The 22,766-nt window shown below is 59.8% G+C and carries 21 protein-coding genes; 14 read left to right on the plus strand and 7 right to left on the minus strand.

Annotated elements, in window-relative coordinates:
* Positions 1-128 precede the first annotated feature (128 nt).
* The 4 genes from ACPYOJ_RS23510 to ACPYOJ_RS23525 all read left to right on the plus strand — a co-directional run bounded on the left by ACPYOJ_RS23510 (position 129) and on the right by ACPYOJ_RS23525 (position 3,621).
* Positions 129-389: a CrpP-related protein gene (locus ACPYOJ_RS23510; protein ID WP_481418385.1), complete on the plus strand. Its 261-nt coding sequence runs from the start codon at positions 129-131 to the stop codon at positions 387-389.
* Between the two features lie 523 nt (positions 390-912).
* Positions 913-1,548, plus strand: a complete 636-nt coding sequence (locus ACPYOJ_RS23515; protein ID WP_481418386.1) for an MEDS domain-containing protein — start codon at positions 913-915, stop codon at positions 1,546-1,548.
* Positions 1,549-1,635: 87 nt separating this feature from the next.
* A complete protein-coding gene (locus ACPYOJ_RS23520) occupies positions 1,636-3,198 on the plus strand; it encodes a PAS domain-containing sensor histidine kinase (protein ID WP_481418387.1) in 1,563 nt (520 codons plus the stop codon).
* Positions 3,199-3,285: 87 nt separating this feature from the next.
* A complete protein-coding gene (locus tag ACPYOJ_RS23525; protein WP_481418388.1) occupies positions 3,286-3,621 on the plus strand; it encodes a DUF6665 family protein in 336 nt (111 codons plus the stop codon).
* 62 nt (positions 3,622-3,683) lie between these two features.
* On the opposite strand, the gene ACPYOJ_RS23530 is transcribed toward ACPYOJ_RS23525, so the two are convergent.
* The gene (locus tag ACPYOJ_RS23530) at positions 3,684-4,157 is read right to left on the minus strand and encodes an Lrp/AsnC family transcriptional regulator (RefSeq protein WP_481418389.1); all 474 of its coding nucleotides are present in this window, start codon (positions 4,155-4,157) and stop codon (positions 3,684-3,686) included.
* Positions 4,158-4,312: 155 nt separating this feature from the next.
* Here ACPYOJ_RS23530 and ACPYOJ_RS23535 point away from each other — a divergent pair, with 155 nt between their 5' ends.
* The gene (locus ACPYOJ_RS23535) at positions 4,313-5,065 is read left to right on the plus strand and encodes a tryptophan 2,3-dioxygenase family protein (protein WP_481418390.1); all 753 of its coding nucleotides are present in this window, start codon (positions 4,313-4,315) and stop codon (positions 5,063-5,065) included.
* Positions 5,066-5,273: 208 nt separating this feature from the next.
* Here ACPYOJ_RS23535 and ACPYOJ_RS23540 read toward each other — a convergent pair whose 3' ends face one another.
* Positions 5,274-6,470 (minus strand): ROK family transcriptional regulator, encoded by a 1,197-nt coding sequence (locus ACPYOJ_RS23540; RefSeq protein ID WP_481418391.1) that lies wholly within the window; start codon positions 6,468-6,470, stop codon positions 5,274-5,276.
* Positions 6,471-6,690: 220 nt separating this feature from the next.
* Here ACPYOJ_RS23540 and ACPYOJ_RS23545 point away from each other — a divergent pair, with 220 nt between their 5' ends.
* The 8 genes from ACPYOJ_RS23545 to ACPYOJ_RS23580 all read left to right on the plus strand — a co-directional run bounded on the left by ACPYOJ_RS23545 (position 6,691) and on the right by ACPYOJ_RS23580 (position 15,895).
* Positions 6,691-7,929 (plus strand): extracellular solute-binding protein, encoded by a 1,239-nt coding sequence (locus ACPYOJ_RS23545; protein ID WP_481418392.1) that lies wholly within the window; start codon positions 6,691-6,693, stop codon positions 7,927-7,929.
* Positions 7,930-8,003: 74 nt separating this feature from the next.
* Positions 8,004-8,888: a carbohydrate ABC transporter permease gene (locus ACPYOJ_RS23550; RefSeq protein WP_481418393.1), complete on the plus strand. Its 885-nt coding sequence runs from the start codon at positions 8,004-8,006 to the stop codon at positions 8,886-8,888.
* Positions 8,888-9,733 (plus strand): carbohydrate ABC transporter permease, encoded by an 846-nt coding sequence (locus ACPYOJ_RS23555; RefSeq protein WP_481418394.1) that lies wholly within the window; start codon positions 8,888-8,890, stop codon positions 9,731-9,733. Before ACPYOJ_RS23550 ends, ACPYOJ_RS23555 begins: the two co-directional genes overlap by 1 nt.
* Positions 9,730-10,752 (plus strand): SIS domain-containing protein, encoded by a 1,023-nt coding sequence (locus ACPYOJ_RS23560; RefSeq protein ID WP_481418395.1) that lies wholly within the window; start codon positions 9,730-9,732, stop codon positions 10,750-10,752. Before ACPYOJ_RS23555 ends, ACPYOJ_RS23560 begins: the two co-directional genes overlap by 4 nt.
* Positions 10,753-11,679, plus strand: a complete 927-nt coding sequence (locus tag ACPYOJ_RS23565) for a PfkB family carbohydrate kinase (protein ID WP_481418396.1) — start codon at positions 10,753-10,755, stop codon at positions 11,677-11,679.
* A complete protein-coding gene (locus ACPYOJ_RS23570; RefSeq protein ID WP_481418397.1) occupies positions 11,679-12,743 on the plus strand; it encodes an ABC transporter ATP-binding protein in 1,065 nt (354 codons plus the stop codon). Before ACPYOJ_RS23565 ends, ACPYOJ_RS23570 begins: the two co-directional genes overlap by 1 nt.
* 245 nt (positions 12,744-12,988) lie before the next feature.
* Positions 12,989-14,278 (plus strand): ATP-grasp domain-containing protein, encoded by a 1,290-nt coding sequence (locus ACPYOJ_RS23575; protein ID WP_481418398.1) that lies wholly within the window; start codon positions 12,989-12,991, stop codon positions 14,276-14,278.
* 141 nt (positions 14,279-14,419) lie between these two features.
* A complete protein-coding gene (locus ACPYOJ_RS23580; RefSeq protein WP_481418399.1) occupies positions 14,420-15,895 on the plus strand; it encodes a pyridoxal phosphate-dependent decarboxylase family protein in 1,476 nt (491 codons plus the stop codon).
* Between the two features lie 39 nt (positions 15,896-15,934).
* Here the strand turns inward: ACPYOJ_RS23580 and ACPYOJ_RS23585 are convergent, their stop codons facing one another.
* The 5 genes from ACPYOJ_RS23585 to ACPYOJ_RS23605 all read right to left on the minus strand — a co-directional run bounded on the left by ACPYOJ_RS23585 (position 15,935) and on the right by ACPYOJ_RS23605 (position 22,119).
* Positions 15,935-17,260 carry a protoporphyrinogen/coproporphyrinogen oxidase gene (locus ACPYOJ_RS23585; protein ID WP_481418400.1) on the minus strand — a complete coding sequence of 442 codons (1,326 nt, stop codon included), beginning with the start codon at positions 17,258-17,260 and terminating at the stop codon, positions 15,935-15,937.
* Positions 17,261-17,309: 49 nt separating this feature from the next.
* Complete coding sequence (locus ACPYOJ_RS23590) at positions 17,310-18,587, minus strand: methyltransferase domain-containing protein (protein WP_481418401.1); 1,278 nt, start codon at positions 18,585-18,587, stop codon at positions 17,310-17,312.
* Complete coding sequence (locus tag ACPYOJ_RS23595; protein WP_481418402.1) at positions 18,584-19,912, minus strand: DUF4910 domain-containing protein; 1,329 nt, start codon at positions 19,910-19,912, stop codon at positions 18,584-18,586. Before ACPYOJ_RS23595 ends, ACPYOJ_RS23590 begins: the two co-directional genes overlap by 4 nt.
* A 391-nt stretch (positions 19,913-20,303) precedes the next feature.
* The gene (locus ACPYOJ_RS23600; RefSeq protein WP_168829742.1) at positions 20,304-21,302 is read right to left on the minus strand and encodes an ABC transporter permease; all 999 of its coding nucleotides are present in this window, start codon (positions 21,300-21,302) and stop codon (positions 20,304-20,306) included.
* Between the two features lie 40 nt (positions 21,303-21,342).
* Positions 21,343-22,119 (minus strand): ATP-binding cassette domain-containing protein, encoded by a 777-nt coding sequence (locus tag ACPYOJ_RS23605; RefSeq protein ID WP_481418403.1) that lies wholly within the window; start codon positions 22,117-22,119, stop codon positions 21,343-21,345.
* Positions 22,120-22,334: 215 nt separating this feature from the next.
* Between ACPYOJ_RS23605 and ACPYOJ_RS23610 the strand changes: the two genes are divergently transcribed.
* The coding region (locus ACPYOJ_RS23610) for an NAD-dependent epimerase/dehydratase family protein (protein ID WP_481418404.1) at positions 22,335-22,766 on the plus strand (432 nt) is incomplete at its 3' end.

Genomic DNA, 22,766 nt, shown 5'->3' on the forward strand with positions numbered 1-22,766 from the left:
TTGTTTTCGCTAAGGTGACTGGGTGCGGTTCTGGAACTGCATCTAGTGATAACTACCTGCCATGACTTGTTGTTTAGCCTAATCTTTATTAGCGTACATTCGTAACATTAGAGTGCTGGGGAAAACTAATGACGATCGACGAAATGGTTGATCTGCAAAAGCGCGGATCGCGCGCTCGCGTTCTCGGATTCAAGCTTTCGGACAACCCTTACTTGCATCCGGAAAGAATGCTGGGCCACACAGCCGAAGCGCTTGCCGAATGGCTCGCGAGATATGATGCCTGGAAACTGGGTTGGGAAACCGAGCACGCCATACAGGCGGTCAATCGACGTGACGCCGTGCCTTTCGAGATCGAGAGTAATCGATCCCGCGGGGCCGTTTTCCATTAAGCCTTTTAGATCGCTTCATAGCGAGGATACCGATGGCGCGCCGTTACAGCTTACGCATCGACAACGATCTCTGGTCCATCATCGACATCGCGACGCAAGATCCTGCGAAGCTCGATGGCGTTGTGCTCTCCCGCATGCCTCCAGGGGAAGCTCGCCAGATGTTAAAGATCCTCAAGAACATTGAGCGCCTACGGGGTTTCTCTACGAAATACGCCGCATCGACTACTCGAATATCCAGATTGTCCCAGACGGCAAAACGTGCTGCCGTATCTCCATGGTTGCGCACCAACACATAGCCAACGCCCCCAAGAGGTTCATCTCTCCTCCTTCAGCCCGGCATCTGCAGCGGCGGCACTTCGACTTGCCATCAAGTGCAAGAAGGTATTTAATTCCAGTGACATCTCTTCACTCGTGCGAACGGCTCGATCTGTCTTGAAGCCAAAGCATTCGTGACTCGCCGTTCGGCAAGTTACCAGAGGAGATGCAGCCACTTCTTCATGCGTTCTGTCGCAGGGAGTGAACCATGGCCCAAGCCAAAAGAACCATCGAGTTGGCGAGATCGACAGTAGCGTGTGGCTGTCATGCATGCGCTTTCTTCCATACCAGGGACGAAGAGTACCAAATCCTCCTGCCTTTTGTGAAAGACGGTCTGGAGAGGGGCGATAAGACCTTCCAGTTTGTCGACAAGGCGCATCGAGCGGAGCGTCTTGCGCGCCTGAGAGAGAGCGGCATCGACATAGCGGACGCCCAGCAAAACGGGCAGTTTGATATGCTTTCCTGGGAGGACGGCTATTTGCGCGACGGGCGCTTCGATCAGCAGGCGATGCTCGCACTGCTGGAAGACCTGTTCAGTGCCGCTAAGAAGCAGGGCTTCGGCTTGACCCGGCTGTGGGCGAACATGGAATGGGCGCTCTCAGAGCTGCCGGGTGTGCACGACATCGTCGAGTACGAGTCGCGGCTGAATTATATCCTGCCGAATTACGACCAGGTGACCGTCTGCACCTATGACCTGACAAGGTTCAGTGCCGCCGTCACAATGGACATTCTGCGCACCCATCCTCAGGTGATCATTGGGGGAATCCTGCGGGAGAATCCATACCACGTGCCACCGGACGAATTGCTCAACGAGGTGCGTGGCCGAGGCGCCTCAGCGCATTGAGGGCCAGCGCGGCGGGGGAAAATGCCGACGAGACCGGTCATGCCGCGAGTGCAGGCGCTCTCCGATCCAACGGAGTTGCGTCGTTGCATGCGTGACCTCCTCGCGCTTTCCGCGCTGCCGGCAATCTTGCAGAGCGACGATCCGTATCAGATGGCCGACAGCATCGCAGCAGCGCTCGTTTCGATGCTCGACTCGGAATTCGTTTACATCTCCCTTCACGGAACACGCGATGGTCCGCTGATCGAGATCGCACGGGCCGACGGGCGGAGCGCTGCCGGTTCACTGGAGGCAATTCGCGCGGTGCTGCCTGAGATCTTGCCGACACTCTCATCCGAGCGCCAGTTGGCGGTCGCCAATCCCGTTGGAGGGGGAACGGCGAGCATTGCTGTTGCGCCGATCGGACTGGGTGGCGACTCGGCGATCGTCGTAGGTTCGCAGAGACCGGACTTTCCGACCCCCAATGAACGGCTTCTCCTCGGGATCGCGGCCAATGAAGCCACCGTTGCATTGCAACGGTGGCAGGCGGAGACGGAAGAGAGGACCCGGCAGACCGAAGAGGAACTTCGACTCGTCATTGACACCATCCCTGCGCTGGTTTCGAGCGCTCTGCCCGACGGCTCTGTCAACTTCGTCAACAAGCGCTTGATCGAATACACAGGTCTTCCTTTGGAGGAGGTCAAGGGATGGGGCTGGACGGTTTCGTGGCATCCCGATGACCGCGCAACGCTCCTGGAGAAATGGCGTGCTGCCTTGGGAGCGGGAGACCCTTTCACGCTGGAAGCACGCGTGCGGCGGGCCGATGGAGAATATCGGTGGTTCCTGTGCAGCACGGTGCCGCGGCATGATGACCTCGGAAACATCGTCACCTGGTACGGAACGATCACTGATGTGGAGGATCGCAAGCGGGCCGAGGAGGCGGAGAAAGCGCTGCATCAGGCGCACGCGGACCTCGCCCATCTTACGCGCGTCTCGACTCTCGGGGAGCTGACGTCGTCGATTGCCCATGAGGTCAACCAGCCGCTCGCCGCGGTCGTCGCCAACGCCAATGCCGCTTTGCGCTGGTTGGGCACCCAGCCGCCCAATCTGGAAGAGGCCCAGGATGCGCTCGCCCGCATCAGCAGGGACGGCAACCGAGCCGGCGACGTCATCCGCCGCATCCGGGCCCTCGTCAAGAAAGCGCCGCCGCGGAAGGACCGGCTGGACATCAATGAAATCATCATCGACGTGATCGCCCTCACCCGCAGCGAGGTGCTGAAGAATGGCGTCTCGCTGGAGACCCGGCTCGCAAGGGATCTTCCGCCCATCCGCGGGGATCGAGTCCAACTGCAACAAGTGATCCTTAACTTTATCATCAACGCAGTCGAAGCGATGAGCGGAGTAACGGAGCGGCCCCGAGAATTGGCGATCGACTCCAGTAAGGATGCGTCCACCGGCGTGCTTGTTACGGTGCGCGATTCCGGCCCAGGCCTCGAACCTGAGAGTTTTGACCACCTCTTCGATGCTTTTTATACGACCAAGCCCGGTGGCATGGGCATGGGCCTGTCGATCTGCCGTTCAATCATCGAAGCGCATGGCGGCCATGTGCAGGCGGCGGCGAATGTCCCCCAAGGCGCCGTCTTTCGGTTCAACGTGCCCACGACCTCATTGTAAGTCTATACTTACCAAAAACCGGGAAAATTGGCAGGCGGTGTCAAGCCGTGTAGAAAGAGCCAACACTCTTGCCATGCGGAGATCAATATGAGTGTTCGTCCGCCTCGCGGCCTAAATCCATCGAGTACGACTGAGACAGGTCTCGGTATCCTCGAGTATGAGCTGATGTCGGAACGTGCCTCCGCGCTCGGCCGGCAGGGCCTGAAGGTCGAGGAGGCTCTAGCCGCGCTTCGGAACGGCGAGGCAAAGGGCAAGGTCGGCGTGGAGCAGGAGACACTCGTCGATGCTGCGGCCGAAGCGGTCTGGGCGCTCTTCGTCCATCGCGAGATCTGCGGGCTGCGCAACAGCCGCGACGTCATCCAGCGCTATGGAATTCCAGGCAAGGTGCTTGCCCGCCTTGGCGCGAAGCCGCGGCACGCCTGACACCTGAGCCAGGGCCTTTCAAGCAAATGGAAACAGTTCTGTCTGCGATGTCGGCGCCTATCCTATCGTTTCTGGATGTGGCAGGTCGCGGCTGCGAATGAAATGTCACCCTTGATTTCGCGCATCGCCATCGAGGTTATGGTTCGACGCACGCCGGGCAACCGGCTCAGTTCCTCTCGCAGCATGCAGTCGAGAGCGGCCATGTCGACGGTAACGACATGCAGCAGATAGTCGGCCTCCCCGGTCGTCGCGTGGCATCGCCAGATCAGCGGATGTCTGATTACAGCCTCTTCAAACTCTTCCGATAGTTCAAAATCGATTGATACTTGGATAAAGGCCTCGATGCCGAAGCCGAGTTTTGCGGGATCCAGCCGGGGCGTATAGCCGCGAATGATGCCGGCATCCTCCAGCGCCTTCACGCGCTTCCAACATGGTGTCTTGCTGAGGCCGACGGCTTCAGCAAGACCCGCAAAGGAGATGCGGACATCCGCCTCAAGCGCGCTGACGATCCTTCGATCCAGATTATCCAAAGTCATCTGTTCCATGTTTTGCCGTAGGCCGTCACAATCATTCTCCCATTGGCATCATCAGGATAACAGAAAGGAACAATGTTCAAGCAAAAAGCGATTAATGTGACGGTGGGCACAGCGCAGCAGGACCGGCGCAAATGCTGGCAGAAGGAGCCGCCGCCATGCAAAAGGAAGAATATTACGCCCGCATCGAAACGCCCGAGATCCGCGACTACGGCGTCTATCTCCAATGCGACAAACTACTCGACTGTCAAAAGCCGCTGGCGGAGATGGCGAATGCTGACGAGCTGCAGTTTCAGATCGTCCATCAGGTCGAAGAGCTATGGATGAAGCTCATCGCCTATACGCTCGTCGACGTCTTGGATTTCATGGAAAAGCAGAATACCCATCGCGTCGTCACGCTTATGGGACGCGTTCATCGCCTGATGCGGATGATGACGGCGCAGCTCGACCTTCTCGAAACCATGTCGCCGAAAGAATACCAGCAGATCCGCCTTCAGCTCGGCAATGGCAGCGGCCAGGAGTCGCCGGGCTTCAAACTCTTGTTGCGTATGCCGCCGGATCTCTGGCGAGCCTTCAAGAGTGCCTATCTCGATGGCCGCGGCCTTTCAGTCGAGGATATCTATGATGCAAGATATGACCATGGCGACAGCTATGTTGTCGCCGAGGCGCTGATTGAATTCGACGAATTGTTTCAGAAATTCCGCGCCAACCATCTCTATCTGATCCACCGCTCGATCGGGCTCGGGTCGAAATCGCTGAAAGGCCGCCCGGTCGACCTGCTGCGGGCCGGCGCGCAGCACCGGTTTTTCCCCGAGCTTTGGGATATCCGCCGCGAGATGACGGATCGTTGGGGCAGCCAGTATGGTGTGGTCCGAGACTCCATCAGCCTCCCGGAAGCGGGTGCCGAATAGGCCCAGTCCGTTCCGTCCAGCTGGTCCCCGCAACACGGCCCGGCGAAGCAGCATGCTCGGGGCATGGCGCAGCGGCCCGTGGCGGGTTGATTTTCCGCCATTATCTTCCGCTCTCGTCTCGGACGTACACCAGGTATGCCCATCGCAAAGCCTCGATCCAGACGCAAAATCTTTCTGGCAGAACGATTCCGTTTGAACTTGGAAGGCTCTAAGCCTTCAGGATTGCGGAAAAGCGCGGGTCGAAGGCATGGCCGATCGGCTCGGCGGCAGCACCGCGGGCAACCGTCCAGGGATCTGTCATGCCGAGCTGAAGTCGCGGCAGGATACGATCGGGACGGTCCGCGTTGGACGGCAGCAGCGGCTGCATGGCGGCCAGCAGCCGCGTTGCCAATGCCTCCGGCGCGCCGCACAGAATGACCGTCTGCGGATCGAAGACTGTTTCAATCAGGTGAACGCTCCAGCGCAGGTCCGCAGCCGCCTCCTTCACCCAGGCGCGGATTTTTGGATCGTCCTTTGCCGCGCGCTCCCCGATGAGCGTGTAGATATCGGGCGCCATCGGATCGACACCGAGATGCTGGTAGAGCGAGGCGAGCGAGGCGCGATGTTCCAGCGGTGTCTGCCTGCCGCCCGATGTGAGGAGCGCCATGCCGATTTCGCCGGCATTGCCATGAGCGCCGCTATAAAGTTCGCCGCCAAGAATCAGGCCGGCGCCAATGCCGTATCCGACGTAGAGACAGACGGCATCGTCGAGCCCGTGAGCCCTGCCAACCATGCGCTCGGCCGTTGCGCAGGCTGCCGCGTCGTTCTGAAGGCTGACATCGAGGCCCGTACCCGTAGCCAGCGTTTCCAGCAGCGGAAAGCGCTGCCACGCGCCCATCACCCAGGGATCGTAGTCGTCCTCCTTGATCCCGAAGGGGCCGGGCATTGCGACGCCGAGGCCAACCAGCCGCTTGTCCGCCTGCGTGACCAGCCGCTTCAACTCGCCGCGAACGTCGTCGAGGAGCTGCAGGACGACCGGCGTTCCGGTGGCCGGCCCGCCGGCAGGAAGATTGGCTTCCTTCTTGACGAGACCATTGCCGACCAGGTCGACCGCAATTGCCCGCGTGATGTGGCGGTCGATCTGCAGACCGATGGCGAAGGCACCCTCCGGCACCAGCCCGTAGGGCGTCGACGGCTGCCCTCTACCGCGGCGCACCATCTCCTGCGAAGAGACGAGGCCGATATTTTCCAGCTCTTCGATGATGTTGGAAACGGTCTGCTTCGTCAGCAGCGTGGCGCGCGAGAGATCGGCCCGCGACAACGCGCCGTTCAGGCGCAGCGCGTCGATGATCACCCGCCGGTTATGGGCGCTGGTGCCTTCGTGGTTCGTTCCGCTCGTGGCCCTGATCGGGCGAATATCGTTCATCCGTTTTTGCCTCTTGACATCAGTAAAATATTGAAGAACTATTTAGTCAATACAATTGACTAAAAAAGAAACCGAAGAGTTTCAGGGAACGCAGGGGCATTGCCCCGTCGGCGATCCGATCAGGTTTGGCACCCGGCCTGCCGGTTGCCCCTTCGATAGCCAACGGCGACAGGAGCCGCCGTTGGAAAATCGCGTGACTGTCAAAAAACTGGAGGCTGGAATGTTGAAATCATTAAACAAAACGCTGGTCGGCGCCGCGCTGATCGGCGCGTCCTTTGCATCGCATGCATTTGCCGAGACAACCCTGAACGCTCTCTTCATGGCCCAGGCCGCCTACAGTGAGGCGGACGTGCGCGCCATGACGGACGCCTTCACCAAGGCCAACCCGGACGTCAAGGTCAATCTTGAATTTGTCCCTTATGAAGGACTGCACGACAAGACCGTTCTGGCCCAGGGTTCCGGCGGCGGCTACGACGTCGTGCTGTTCGACGTTATCTGGCCGGCCGAATACGCGAGCAACAACGTTCTGGTCGACGTCTCCTCGCGCATCACCGACGAGATGAAGAAGGGCGTACTGCCGGGCGCCTGGACGACCGTACAGTACGATGGCAAGTACTACGGAATGCCGTGGATTCTTGATACCAAATACCTGTTCTACAACAAGGAAATCCTCGAGAAGGCCGGCATCAAGGCACCGCCGAAGACCTGGGACGAGCTCGCCGAGCAAGCCAAGGCCATCAAGGACAAGGGCCTTCTGGCCACCCCGATCGCCTGGAGCTGGTCGCAGGCCGAAGCGGCGATTTGTGACTACACGACGCTCGTCAGCGCCTATAAGGGCGATTTCCTGAAGGACGGCAAGCCGGACTTTCAAACCGGCGGCGGCCTCGATGCCCTAAAGTACATGGTGTCGAGCTACACCTCCGGCCTGACCAACCCGAACTCTAAGGAGTTCCTGGAAGAGGACGTCCGCAAGGTCTTCCAGAATGGTGATGCCGCCTTCGCCCTGAACTGGACCTACATGTACAACATGGCGAACGATCCGAAGGACAGCAAGGTTGCCGGCAAGGTCGGCGTTGTTCCGGCCCCTGGTGTTGCGGGCAAGAGCGAGGCTTCGGCCGTCAACGGCTCGATGGGCCTTGGTGTCACGACCGCCAGCAAGCATCCGGATGAGGCTTGGAAGTACATCGCCTTCATGACGTCGCAGGCGACGCAGAACGAGTATGCCAAGCTTAGCCTGCCGATCTGGGCCTCGTCCTATGACGATCCGGCTGTGACCAAGGGACAGGAAGAGCTGATCTCGGCTGCCAAGGTTGGTCTTGCCGCCATGTATCCGCGTCCGACGACGCCGAAGTACCAGGAGCTTTCGACCGCGCTGCAGCAGGCGATCCAGGAATCGCTCCTCGGCCAGTCTTCGCCGGAAGACGCCCTGAAATCTGCTGCCGAAAACAGCGGCCTCTAAGACGTGTACCCGGGCGGCGCCTGCCGCCGCCCGCTCCCGATCCTGTCCGATGAATGAAAAAAGGTGGCCCTGCCATGTCCGGCACCTGGATGACAACCCGCGCCTGGCTCTTGATGCTGCCGCTGCTTGTGGTGATGGTCGCCGTGATCGGGTGGCCTCTCGTCGACACTGTCGGCCTTTCGTTCACGGATGCGAAGCTTGTCGGCACCGGCGGCAATTTCGTCGGCATCGACAACTACGTGAAGATGCTCTCGGGTTCGAATTTCCAACGCACATTGATCACGACGACATGGTTCGCGATCATATCCGTTGCCGCAGAAATGGTGGTCGGCGTGCTTGCCGCGCTGCTGTTGAACCAGGAGTTTCGCGGACGCGGCGTATTGCGAGCGCTCATGATCCTGCCTTGGGCGCTTCCGACAGTCGTGAACGCGACGCTGTGGCGGCTGATCTACAATCCGGAATATGGTGCGCTCAATGCGGCACTGAGCCAGGTTGGCCTCATCGATGCCTATCGCTCATGGCTCGGCGAACCCGGTACCGCGCTGACGGCACTGATCGTCGCGGACTGCTGGAAGAACTTTCCGCTGGTGGCGCTGATTGCCCTCGCGGCCCTGCAGGCGGTGCCCCGCGAGATCACTGCGGCCTCACTGGTTGATGGCGCGGGGCCGTTTGCCCGCTTCCGCTTTGTGATCCTGCCCTATCTCGCCGGCCCGCTGATGGTGGCGCTGGTGCTTCGCACGATCGAGGCTTTCAAGGTCTTCGACATCATCTGGGTCATGACCCGTGGTGGGCCGGCAAACAGCACGCGCACGCTCTCCATCCTCGTTTATCAGGAGGCCTTCTCGTTCCAGCGGGCCGGTTCCGGCGCATCGCTTGCGCTCATCGTCACGCTGCTGGTGACGCTGCTTGCCGTCGCTTATGCCACCCTGGTCCGAAAGACGGCGGGGGGTGCGGCCTGATGGAACGCAAGAGCCCCTATTTCACCGCTTTCATTTACGTCTGCGCGCTGCTGCTGGCGGCCGTCATCCTGGCGCCGATCTTCTGGCTCTTCATCATGAGCATATCGCCGGCCGCCGATCTTGCTGCCAAGCCGCTGCGCTGGTGGCCACACACGGCCGATTTCTCTCGTTACCAGCTGCTGCTTTCCACGCTGGAAAACAGTGCCGGTGCGGCCTTCACCGCATCGTTGCGCAACAGCATCGAGGTCGCCGGCATGGCGACGGTCGCGGCGATCGCGCTTGCCATTCCGGCCGGTTGGGCCGTGTCGCGCACGCCGTCAATCGGGTGGTCGCTCTCCATGGTGATTGCAACCTATATGCTGCCGCCGGTCGCGCTTTCCGTCCCGCTCTACATGGGCCTTGCTTATCTCGGCATGCTCAACACCGTCTTCGGTCTGGCGCTCGTCTATCTGACGATCCTCGCGCCGTTTACGACCTGGCTGATGAAATCCGGCTTCGATTCCATTCCCAGGGAGATCGAATCCGCTGCGATGATCGACGGTGCGGGTCTTTTCCAGACACTGAGGATCCTCACCCTGCCGCTTGCCATGCCGGTCGTGGCGACATCCGCACTCTTTGCGTTCCTGCTTGCCTGGGATGAATTCTTCTATGCGCTGCTGTTCACGTCCGACCAGCGCGCCAAGACGCTCACCGTCGCCATCGCCGACCTGGCCGGCGGCCGTGTCTCGGATTACGGACTGATCGCGACCGCCGGTGTGCTCGCCGCCCTGCCCCCGGTGCTGATCGGTCTTGTCACGCAACGCGCCTTGATTTCGGGGCTCACGAGTGGCGGCGTCAAGGGATGAACATGACCACAGAGAAAAGCCGCCCGGCAGGTCTTGCCGCGATCGATCGCGAAATGGCTCGGCAGCATGCCGATGCGATAGCGTCTTACGAAGGCACGGGCGAAATGGCCGCCAAAGCTGCCGCGTCGCTGAAGCGCACCGGCAAGCTTCTGCTGCTCGGCATGGGCGGCTCGCACGCCGTCAACCGGGCTGTCGAACCGCTCTATCGCGCAGCCGGTTTCGACGCGATCGCCCTGCCGCTGTCGGAGCAGCTCGGCGAGCCGCTCTCGCTCGAAGGCCGCACCGTCTTCGTGACATCGCAATCAGGTGAAAGCGCAGAGGTCCTGCGCTGGTTCGACGAGACCGGCGCAAATGCGGACACCTTCGGCCTGACGCTGGAGGGTGGCTCCTTTCTGGCGCGAACGGCCCCGTCGCTGGTCGGCGCAGGCGGCACCGAGCTCGCCTTCGCGGCAACGCGGAGCCTGACCGTCACTTTCGCACTGCATCTCGCGATCTTCGCAGCGCTCGAAGAGAATCCGGCAGCAGCACTGGCCGTGCTGCGGGCGCCGCAGAGCCTCGATATCGAACCCGCTCTGGCAGCCCTCAAAAATGTCGCCACGGTCGTCACGTCCGGGCGCCGTTTGCAGGGTGTCGCGGAAGCGCTCGCGCTCGGCCTCACAGAGCTGTCGCGCCGCCCCTGCTTCTCGCTTGAAGGCGGACAGCTTCGCCATGGACCCATGGAAATGCTGGGGCCCTCGATCGGCGTCGTGCTTCTCCGTGGCCAGGATACGACGGCAGGTCTCGTGACCGCCATGGCCGTCTCGGCCGTCGAGACGGGTGCGCCGGTCATCGTCTTCGACTGCTCGGGAGAGGAGCCGGTTGCCGGCGCCGTCACGCTGCCCTTCAAGCCTGCGAGCGGTCTGGCCGCAATTTTTCAGCTGCTGCCGGTTGCGCAGTCGCTGATGATCGCGTTCGCCGATGCACGGGTCGAAAATGCCGGGACGCCAGTCCGCTCCACCAAGATCACCCGGAGCGAGTGAATGAAGCCGCTTACCGTCATCGGCAACGTCAATATCGACCTGATCCTTGGCCCGGCCACCCCCTGGCCGAAGGCCGGCACTGAAATCATCGTCGATCATGATGAATTGCGCGTCGGCGGGGCAGCCGGTAACAGTGCGCTCGCATGGGAAGGTCTCGGCATCGACTACGAGATCGCCGCCAATGTCGGCGATGATCAGTTCGGCCGCTGGCTGAGCGAGGCGTTCGGCACGCGCGCCAGCAAATGGCCGGTGCGCCCGGAAGGCACAACGCTCTCGGTCGGCATCACGCATCCCGACGGCGAGCGCACCTTCTTCACCACGCGCGGGCACCTGCCCCGCTTCAGCCTAGCCGACGTGCATGCCGTGCTCGATGGGGCCCGGCTTTCCGGCGGCTACGCCCTGCTCTGCGGTTCCTTCCTGACCGACGACCTGACGCGCGACTACGATGCCTTCTTCGACTGGACCGACCAACACCGGATTACGGTCGCCCTTGATACCGGCTGGCCGCTCGACGGCTGGACAGAAGCAAATTGTGCGGCAACGCGGCAATGGCTCTCCCGCTGCGGGGTCGCGCTGCTAAACGAGGTGGAGACGACGACCCTGACCGGCGTCGATGATCCCGCCGTGGCGGCGCGTGTCCTGCGCTCGCATATGCCGTCAGGTGCGATCGTTGTCGTCAAACGCGGTCCCGAGGGGGCGATCGCCATCGATGCCGACGGCAACCTGGTGTCCGCGGCAGCGCCCAAAGTGAGGGTCGTCGATACGATCGGCGCCGGCGACGTCTTCAACGCTGGATTCCTTGCCGCCCTTGCCCGCGGGGAAGCCCTCGCGTCCTGCCTTTCGGCGGGAACCGAGGTGGCATCCCGCGCCATATCCACCCTCCCGCGCAGCTATCGCGCGGCAGAGACATCCGGGAAGGCCGTTTGATGAGCGCGCTCGAAATCCAGAACATCCGCAAGACCTATGGCGACGTCGAGACGCTGAAAGGCATCGACATTTCGCTGGAGAGCGGCGAGTTCCTCGTGCTGCTCGGCTCCTCGGGCTGCGGCAAATCCACGCTGCTCAACATCATTGCCGGGCTGGCAGAGGCAACGAGCGGCGACGTCAGGATCGGCGGCCGGTCGGTGCTTGGCGTTCATCCAAAGGACCGCGACATCGCCATGGTGTTCCAGTCCTACGCGCTCTATCCGAACCTCTCCGTTCATCGCAACATCGGCTTCGGCCTCGAAATGCGCAAGGTGCCCGCGGCGCAGCGCGACGCGGCGGTGCGCGACACCGCGAAGCTCCTGCAGATCGAAGCCCTGCTTGACCGCAAGCCGAGCCAGCTCTCCGGCGGCCAGCGCCAGCGCGTGGCAATCGGGCGCGCGCTGGTGCGAAAGCCGGAGGTCTTCCTCTTCGACGAGCCGTTGTCGAATCTCGACGCAAAGCTGCGCATGGAAATGCGGACCGAGCTGAAGCGGCTGCACCAGATGCTGAAGACCACCGTCGTCTACGTCACCCACGACCAGATCGAGGCGATGACGCTCGCGACCCGCATCGCGGTGATGCGCGACGGCAGGATCGAGCAGCTCGGCACTCCTGAGGAAATCTACAATTCCCCGGCGACGCTCTACGTTGCGACCTTCGTCGGCGCGCCTCCGATGAATCTCCTGAACGCCACCGCCGCGGATGGCGCTCTGAGGATCGATGGCACCTCCACCGTCCTGCCCCTGCCGGCGGCTGCGGCAAAACTCGGTCAAGGCCAGGAAGTCGTACTGGGCATCAGGCCGGAGGCGCTGCGGCTTGCGGAGCCCGGCGCGTTCGAAGCCGTCTGCGAGGTAGCCGAACTCACGGGACCTGAAATGATCGTGACCGCACAGCTCGGGCCGCATCGGCTGATGGCCGCCCTGCCACCCCGAACCGCCATCACGGCCGGCCAGAAGATCGGACTGAACTTCGATCCCGATGCACTGCATCTCTTCGACCGCGCAAGCGGGCGCCGCTGCAGCTGACCGTATAGCGTCTGCCGCCCTTCTGATCGATGAGTCATCGTCAGCGTGCTGACGCCGAGGCCAGAGCCTGTGGACCCGGCGCATTTGCCCGTCGGCCATTAGGGGCATCGACCCGCAGGGCTGGAATTTCTTTCACTTGTCGAACAGGCGCCATCAGGCTCGCACAAGGGCCGAGCGCGAAAGAGGAACCTCGCACCTCGTAATCAAGGCAGCGGAGTAGCGGCCGAAATGGCCGGATCGACCGCGTGTTAGAAGGGCTTGAGAGTTTGAAAAGCGCTGCGCTTTCGATCCAGACGTCTGAAGATCCGCATCTCATCTTCGGCAAAGCTTCCATTGTACGAGCCTCCTATGAAGGAAGGGATCTCTCTCCCCTATGGGACAGTCTCTACGCCCGCGCTTCCGCCAATCCCGCCGACGCCGCGGTGTTCCTGGACGCGTCGATCCTGTTGCACGTGCTCGGTCAGAAAGATGAGGCGGCAGTTAGCCAGCAAGGCGCACTTTCGCTCAGCCGGAAATATCGCATCAGGAACGGACGGGGCACTGGCTTGAACGTCCTGGTTTTCGTGACCGCCGGCGATTTCATGGCGAATACGCCGATCGAATTTCTTCTTGAGGATTCCGACGCGAATATCCTGCTCTACTATGTCGATGCCGACACCAGAGACCTCAGAGATGTTCCGGAGCACGATGTCGCGTTCGTAGCGGTCGGCGAGTCGCCCGCCAATCGTCCGGTGTTGGAAAACCTCGAAAAGCTGCTGGATGCATGGGTCGGCCCCATCATGAACAATGCGCCACGCCTCACCATGGGACTCACCCGGGATGGTGTTGTGGAAGCGCTGAGGGACGAGCCTTCGATACTTGTCCCGGCCGTCGCGCGCGTCTCTCGAAGTGCGGTTGAGCAGCTGGCTTCTGGCGAGATCGAGATCGAAGCAATCCCTGGAATGGGCTCCTTCCCCGTGATTGTCCGGCCAGTGGGCACCCATGCGGGCGAAGGAATGGAAAAAATTTCCTCGCCATCGGAACTTTCGGCTTTCCTGACCGCTCGCGCCGAAAGCGAATTCTATGTCACGCCATTCATCGATTACAGCAGCGAAGACGGAAAATTCCGGAAGCAAAGAATCGCGTTCATCAATGGCAAGCCCTATGCCAGCCATCTCGCGATATCCGACCACTGGATGGTGCACTACTTGAGCGCCGGCATGGCCCAGTACGCCGATAGGCGTGCTGAGGAAGCATCGTGGATGGCCGACTTCGATAGCGACTTCGCGGTGCGCCAAGCGCGCGCCTTTGAAGCGCTTCATCGACGCCTCGGGCTGGACTATTTCGCGATTGATTGCGCCGAGCTTTCCGATGGACGCCTGCTCGTCTTCGAGGCCGATGTCGCAATGATCGTTCACTCGATGGATCCGGAGAGTGTGTTCCCCTACAAAAAGGGACCGATGAGCAAGCTCTTCGCAGCCTTCGAGGATGCGCTGCGGCAGCGCGCGGCGCAAGCGACGTCAACGGCGACGGTCAGGAGCGCTCAGGTAGGATGAAGCCCTTTGAATGCAACCCGCTCAGCATGCCTGCGATCCAGCCGGCCAGAGTTTGGAGCAGGCGCTAGTGCCGATGGAAGCCAAGCTCGACGTCGTGTTCCGTAAGTTATCTGCGGTCCTTCAACATCCCCGGGAGCCATGATGTTTCGGGAAGACAAGCAGCAGCCAGCGATCGTAGGCGGACCGAGCGAGACCTCTTTCAGCCTCGATCCATCGAACTGGGCTGAGTTTCGCCAGACCGCCCATAGCTTGCTGGACGACATTATCACCCACATCGAAACAATCAGGCAGAGGCCGGTATGGCAGAAGCCCGCAGATGAGACACGCGCGCGGTTTGCCCAACCATTGCCGATTGAGTCCCGTGAACTCGGCGATGTCTTGGATGATGTGCGTAGCCACGTCCTGCCGTTCGCGACGGGTAATTTGCACCCGTTGTTCATGGGATGGGTCCATGGCGCGGGCACGCCGATCGGAATGGTCGCGGAGATCGTTTCGGCCGGCCTCAACCTGAACTGCGGCGGCCGCGACCACGTCGGCCTCGAGGTTGAACAACAGATCGTCCGCTGGATGAGTGAGGCTTTGGGATATCCGGGTGGAGCGAACGGCCTGTTCGTCACCGGCTCCTCGATGGCAAACTTCCTCGCCGTGACGATTGCGAAAACCGAGGCGCTGGGTCAATCGGTCCGGGAGACCGGTTTGCGAAGCTGCGACCGCGAGCTTGTAGCCTATACGTCTTCCGAGGCGCATGGATGCATCGCGCAGGCAATGCAGCTCTCCGGCATTGGATCGGCGAATCTGCGGAAGATTGCGGTTGACGCTGCCGGCAGGATGCTGCCGGATGAGCTGTCTGCAACGATTGCGAGCGACCGTGAGACTGGACTCTTGCCCTTTCTCGTCGTGGGCACCGCTGGAACGGTAAACACCGGTGCCATCGACCCGCTTCCGGAAATCGCGGAAATCGCATCCACGGAAGATCTCTGGTTTCACGTCGACGGAGCAATCGGCGCACTGGCCGTATTCTCCCATTCCCTGCGCGACCGGTTCAAAGGCATAGAAAAGTCGGCATCGGTCGCCCTTGATTTTCACAAATGGGGTCAGGTTCCCTATGATGCCGGATTTCTGCTGGTTCGGGACGGCGCTGCCCAAAAGCGGGCCTTCGCGCAGCCGGCCGCCTATCTGCAGCGCGCGGATCGCGGCCTTGCGGCCGGCGAAACATGGCCTTGCGATCTAGGTCCGGACCTGTCGCGCGGATTCCGTGCCTTGAAAACATGGATGACAATCGAGGCGCTTGGAACGGAACGCATCGGAAAGTCGATCGCGCACACCTGCGAGCTTGCGCGCTATCTCGCCGAAAGGCTCAAACGCTACCCGATATTTGAACTGAAGGCGCCCGTTGCGCTCAACATCGTCTGCTTCGGCATTCGCGGCGCGAACGACGATTTTGTTCGAAGCCTGGTCCTGGATATTCAGGAATCGGGCTTTGCCGCGCCTTCCTGGACCACTCTTAACGGCGAACTGGCCGTGCGGTGCGCCTTTGTCAATCACCGCACGACGATCGCTGATGTCGATACATTCATCGAAACGCTCATCCAATACGTGGCAGACCGCGGCGTTTAAGGCGCAAATTGCAATCCGGCGGTTGACCGCGCCCGCTCGTCAGGCTTCCTCGAGTTCCCTCATGCCTAACGCCGCGCGTGCGGCGCGCTCACCGCTCATGAATGCAGCATCGGTCCAGATATATCCCCATTGGCCAAATCTACCGCAATAGTGGATCCCAACCTCATCCAGGTAGCCGTGCACCGTATCGACAGCCGCCTTTCGCTCCAGGTCGAATATGATATTGCCGAACGGAAGCATGATTGCGCTCTGATGGATAATCTCGCGCCTCGATCCGATCAGCCCGCATTTTATGAGCCCATCGATTGCCCGTTCGATCCACTCGTCGGGACTCTCTGTTAGCGGGCGGTATTTTTCACTGAAATAGATTTCCGCCTGCATGCCGCCGCAACCCGGCGGCACGGTCTTCGGCGAAAGATTTCCGCGATAGCTCACGCGGGCGAAGGGTATGTCCTCGTCATAGAAATAAGACCATTGCGGCTTGGTATCGATTGGCCGGTTCAGCCCGACGTTTACGACGACAACCTGGGTGCACGCCAGTTTCGCGGCTGCCTCGCGCACCTCACGCGGTGCATCAATGATCAGGGGAATAAGGACCGGCAGCGGCAGCGACGATATCAATTTTTCAAATGTCGCGGTCGTGCCGTTCCCGAATGACAGCTTCCTGTCTTTAAGATCAATTGCGACCAGTTCATGATCGCAAAATACCTGGGCCTTGTCATAGAATCCCTTGATGAAGGATTCGAAGCCGCCCTCGGTGGGATAGCGAAATTCACTGACATAGAACACGTCGAGCGGCTCATGTTCCAGCGCGCCCCTGAGAACTTCGTCGAGGTTCGGACGATACAGCCGAGGCCCCAACCAGTCTGTCGACATGTTGGCTGCCTCGGTCGTGTGGTACTTTTTGGTATAGACCATCGGAAACGTATTCGCGAAGGTCGGGCCAAACGCTGCCATCAGCCAGTCCTCGTAATTGCGAATCTCCGGATTTGGCTGCTGTCTTGCCTCGATAAAATCCTTGATGCAGTTCACCACGAGATCAGTCGGGAGTCCGTGAAGATTGACTTGAGCCGGATGCTTGATCCAGTAACCCTGCCAGTAATTGTTGCAGTAGACATTACCGGTTTCAAACTGCTGGTTCGTTGACCGCGCGAACAGCTCTTTTACACGCGTGTTTTTGGCGAAAGAGATGTGGACGCCTTCATCAAAAACGAAGCCATCGCCGGACCCGAAGCTGGATGTCAGTCCGCCTGGTCGCGAACGTTTGTCGTAGAGTTTGGCCCTGATTCCGTTGTCAAACAGGGTGTTGGCCGCACCAAAGCCTGCCATGCCGCTACCAAGAATGACATATCCGTTGTCTCTCATTCAAAGCTCCCCTCGCAATTGCAATTGGGTAAACTCCCCTTAAGACTGATCATGCTGCCACGACCTGCGGATACGGAATGGCGCGAAGAAGAATGCCGCCACGCTCGAGATATTCTTTCTGCTGACGAATGATTTCGTCGGCAAAATTCCAAGCCAGGATCAGGAGATAGTCCGGTTGCGAGCGCAGCAACTCATCGACGTCTTTGATCGGCAGCCGTACGCCCGGCATCACTTTGCCGACCTTGTGGGAGTTTCGATCGACAACGTACGAAATCGTACCCTCGGGGAGATCGACGTAGTTGAGCAAGGTCGCTCCTTTGGCCGCCGCCCCGTATGCGGCGATCGTCTTCTTGCGCGAGACGATCTCGGCCAGCATCCTTCTTAGATCGTCCCTCAGCTTTTCGACCCGACGGGCAAACGAAAGATAGTATTCCAAGCCATCGAGGCCGAGCGAACGCTCCTCGGCCTGGAATCGCTCCAGTTCGGCACTCTTGCCTCTCGTTTTGCTGACGCGAAGCCTGAGAGATCCCCCATGGATCGACAGCGCCTGCACATCATTCAAGTAGAGGCCGTGGCGGGCAAACAGGGGCTCGAGCGCCGCGAGAGAATAGTAGAAGACATGCTCATGATAGATCGTATCGAAGGCGCAGTTTTCGATGAGTTCGCGAACGTAGGGGAACTCGAACTCAGCAATGCCGTCATCGGCTAGAAGAATTGCGAAGCCCCCGACGAAGTCGTTTATATCCGTAACATGCGCTAGAACATTGTTGGCAAGCATGATGGATGCACGTTTGCCGTCTTCAACGAGCTTGCACGCCGTTTCCACCCCAAAGAAGGCAGTGAGCGTTGGGACGCCGGCCTCCAGAGCAGCCTCGGCGGGACCTTTCGCGGGGTCGATGCCGAGAACGGGTATTCCTCTCCGAACGAAATTTTTCAGGAGGTAGCCGTCGTTGCTGGCAATTTCGACAATAAGCCCCTGATCCAATGACGGATATTCTTCCATCAGCGCCAAAGCATGTGTTCGGCTGTGCTTCAGCAAAGCGGGAATAAAGGACGAGTAATATGGGTAATCCTGTCCGAACAGGATTTCGGGAGGAACAGTTTCGCTGACTTGAAGGAGTCCGCATTCACTGCAGAAGACGACCTCAAGCGGAAACAACTCCTCCGCCTCATCAAGGGAATCGGATTCGAGAAGGGCGTTGGCCAGCGGCTGTTCTCCCAGATCAAGCACTGTTGGAAGATCGCCACCGCCGCACGAGCGGCAAGCCTGGATACGGCCGGCAGGGATGGGCGTAGGCGTGGAGTTCGTCTGGCTCATGGCTGTCATTGGCTCACCTCAGCTATCAGTTCTGCTTCAAGGCTCAATTTTGCGGCTGCCAGTATCCGTCTGAAAGGAACGTTGGCTCGGTCCGCAATTTCAAGGATCGAATGAGATCCGTCCGCTAGGTTCAAAAGCCACAGGAGATCCATTTGGGAGGCTCCACCAGCCTCGCGCTGCCCGGCAATCGCCCTATAAAGGCCCCGCCTGCCAAGTTGCGGCTCCCCACGACCATCAGTGCGTTGAAAAACTCTGTCGTTATCAAGAAGATGCAGAACTTCCTGTAAAACACCGAACGATTGCTCAAGCGCTGCCGAAGTGACGAAATCGCAGTTATCGTCTGATGTGTGATATTCCGGAAAAGTGCCATGCACGGCTCGCATGAAGCATCCCACCGGTAGATTGAGACCTGGCGAGCCATACTGTCTTTCATCATAGCCGTAAGGTAAAAACGGCAGAATTTCGTAGTCGTGGTCGACATGGCGCAGGACGTGTTCCACCGCGCGGTCGATCGCGGCACCCGATCGACTTGTCTTGTAGTGGAACGGCCCCGCATCCCCTACGCAGGTGAGCACCAGACCATGAGCAATCCGGTCAAGCTTGCCTTCATTTTGCGCCAGCCACGTGATGGCGCCGATCGTTGCAGGCAGGAAAAGAAACCGCACTCCCAATCGACGGGGGCCGGCGTGACTCAATTGCGCGGCAAGAGCAGTAGCCACAACAACCCCGGAGAGGTTGTCATTGGCCAAGCTTGGATGACAGACGTGGACGGATATGAGGATTTCCTTCTCCGTCTCCCCTGGAATGAAGTACTCGCCGTAGGTCAGGCTTCCGGGAGCCAGCGCGCTGTCGATCTGCACGAGGTAGCGGTCGTCCTGCATCGAAAGCCACGTCGAGTGGCGCATGCAGAACCCCCAGTCGCGGGCGTAGTACCCAGTGCGATATGGAATTGAGTTCGGCTGGTCCGGCAAGGTATGCACATGTGCGGCCAGTTCTTCCCGGGAAATCTCCTTCTCGACCGGTACGCTGTAGCCGACAACGTGGAGATTGCTCTCGGCGAAATCGACAATGGTTCGACCCGCGAGGGTCTTGATGACGGCGCCCCGGATATTCCATTCCTCCGGAACCTCCCAATCGAACACAGGGGTACCTGTCGGAACCTCATGGATCGAGAGCGGAACGAACCTGCTGAGCGATGCCAGCGTTTGACGAACGCCGTTACCAGTAATGCTGCGCGTTATGGGGAAGAGCTCGCGCAGTAAAGCCATCATGTCGACCGGCGCATACTGCTCGTCATTTGCAATCGTATCTCGGTCGGATGTCGTGAGCGCCATGGCATCTCCCCTTTGAAACGGGCGGAAATTCCATATGGGCTAACAATAATGGCATAATAGAGGTAAATTTTTGTCAAAATTAATTCGAAACAGGATTAGAGCACGCTTTCTGCAAGAGTAAATTACGATATACTGTTCACAAATGAGGCATTATGCGATCTTATATAAACAGTGAAATTGCAGGATTCCTGGCTATATTGCCGTGTTTTTTTCCAAGCGGTTCGACAATGACTATTTTAACGTCATGTATTCAATGGATTTATCCGATGAGACCGACTTAAGTCGGTGCACGATTTCGCTATCCGCAGGACGCTCTCAAACGGAAGGAAGCACCCGCCGACGAGCACGCGGTATCGACGCGGATGCGCTATCTCTCCGATAGCAACCTGGACTACTCGCTCTGCCGGAAATTACGGATCCGGTCGAACAGGACGGCAAGCACGATTGCCCCGCCGATGAAGGTGCCCTGCCAAAAGGCGTTGATGCCGAGCAAGCCAAGACTATTGCGGATCACTTCGATCAGAGCCGCTCCGACCAATGCACCGAAGGCGGTGCCGATACCGCCCGCCAAATTGGCGCCGCCGATGACCGCCGCCGCTATGACCTGAAGTTCCATTCCGGCACCGATGTTGGTGGTGACGGCGCCCAGCCAGCCGGTTTGAACGATGCCTGCAATTCCCGCCGACAAGGCTGAGATCATGTAAACGGCGACCTTGATGCGGCGAACGGGAACGCCGGTCAGGGTTGCGGCATGCTCGTTGCCGCCGATGGCGAAAACATAGCGGCCGAACCTGGTCCAGCGCAGCACGAAGCCGGTAAGAAGCGCCAGAATGACCATGTAGAGAACCGGATTGGCGATGCCGAGAAACCATGCCCCGCCGCCCAGCGCCAGAAGCTTGTCGTGATCGGGGCCGAACTGGAAGACGACCGTATTGTTCGATGCGACCATTGCCAGGCTGCGCGCAATCGAGAGCATTCCGAGAGTCACCACGAAAGGCGGGAAGTTTAGATACGCTATCATCACACCGTTGAAGGCCCCGATCAGAAGGGCGGTGCCGATCGAGGCGGCAATGCCAATTTCGATACTATAGCCGGCGTGCATGACCACCGCGAGCACCATGCTGCAGAGGCAAAGCACCGAGCCAACCGACAGATCGATGCCCCCGGTGATGATCACCAGGGTCATCCCGAGCGCGATGATCGCGACGAAAGTGACGTTTCGGGTGATATTGTAGAGGTTCTTCGCCGTCGCAAAGGAGTCGGTGGCAAAGGACAGGAAGATGCAGGCAAGAATGACGGCAACCAGGACCCAGAATGTCTGGCCGCCTACCAACTCCGAAAGCCAGCTGCGCTGCTTCTGTGCAATCGTCTGGTCAAGGGTAATTGCCATCGTCGACCTTCATTTCTCCCGATAGGGACAGCAGCGCCGATCAAACCTGTTCGATGGCGCCGGTGATAAGACCCGTGACTTCCTCCGGCGAACTCGCCGTAATCGATTTGTCGGCTACTTTTCTGCCCCGCCGCATGACGATCACGCGGTCGGCAACGGAGAAAACGTCGGGCATGCGATGGCTGATGAGGACAACCGCAATGCCCCGGTCACGCAACTCGCGGATCAGATTGAGGACCTCCGCGACCTGACGGACCGAAATCGCTGCGGTTGGTTCGTCCATCAGCACGATCTTCGCCTCCGACAGCATGGTGCGCGCGATCGCCACCGCCTGTCGCTGGCCGCCCGACATCTGCTTGACGAGGTCGCGCGGGCGCGTTTCCGATTTCAGTTCCCTGAAGATCTCGCCGGCTCGCCTGTACATCGTCTTGTAATCCAAGACCTGCAGGGGACCGACGCCGCGGCGCAGTTCGCGTCCGAGAAAGACGTTTGCCGCCGCCGTCAGATTGTTGCAAAGGGCCAGATCCTGATGGACGATCTCGATACCGTGCTGCCGTGCCTCGACCGGCCGGTGCAGTACGATTTCCTCGCCCTCGAGACGCATGGTGCCTTCGCTCGGCCGAAAGTTTCCGGCGATCATCTTGACCAGGGTACTCTTTCCAGCCCCGTTATCCCCCATGAGGCCAACCACCTGCCCCGCCTCCAGCGAAAGCGAAACGTCGTTGACGGCGTGGATGGCACCGAAATGCTTGGAAATGTTGGTGAGTTCGAGAACCGTCACCAGCCGACTACCTCCCCAGAACCTGCAGGCTCCCATCGCTGTCCGTTGCCCGCCGGAGTCAGCCGCCTGCGATCTCGCCCTGCCGATCTCCTCCCCGGAAAAGCGATTGTGCTCATTTACGCAAAAGCTTGAAGAACCGTCAATCGATTGTCCGCCTGATCAGCCCATCATCACAAAAATCTGTATTTGTCGTACAAATACCGGTTGACGCCGGAAACGCGCGGATATTAGCTTCTGCTAGGAGAGAGAGCATGCTGATCCTTGTCACCGGGGCTACGGGCAAGGTCGGGCGGCGCTTCATTGCTGGGCTGCTTGACGATGCGAGATTTTCCAAGGCACGCATCCGCGCGCTTTGTCATAATCGCTTGCTCGATGAGACCGACCGCATCAGCGTGATGCGGGGTTCGATCGCTGATCGAGATGTCGTGGTAGCGGCAATGGAAGGCGTTACCCACGTCCTGCATCTCGCCACTTGCAAGGAAACGCCCGCCGACGTCATGGATGTAACGGTCAAGGGCCTCTTCTGGCTGCTCGAGGCGTTCCGCTCCAGCCCCACCACGCAACAGTTCATCCTCATCGGAGGCGACGCCGGCATCGGCCATTTCTACTATCGCCATGATGGGCCGATTACCGAAAATGCGGCGCATCGCGCCTATCCGGGAAGCTACGCGCTGTCCAAGGTC

Source organism: Rhizobium sp. SVR5-9E, from assembly GCF_056755095.1.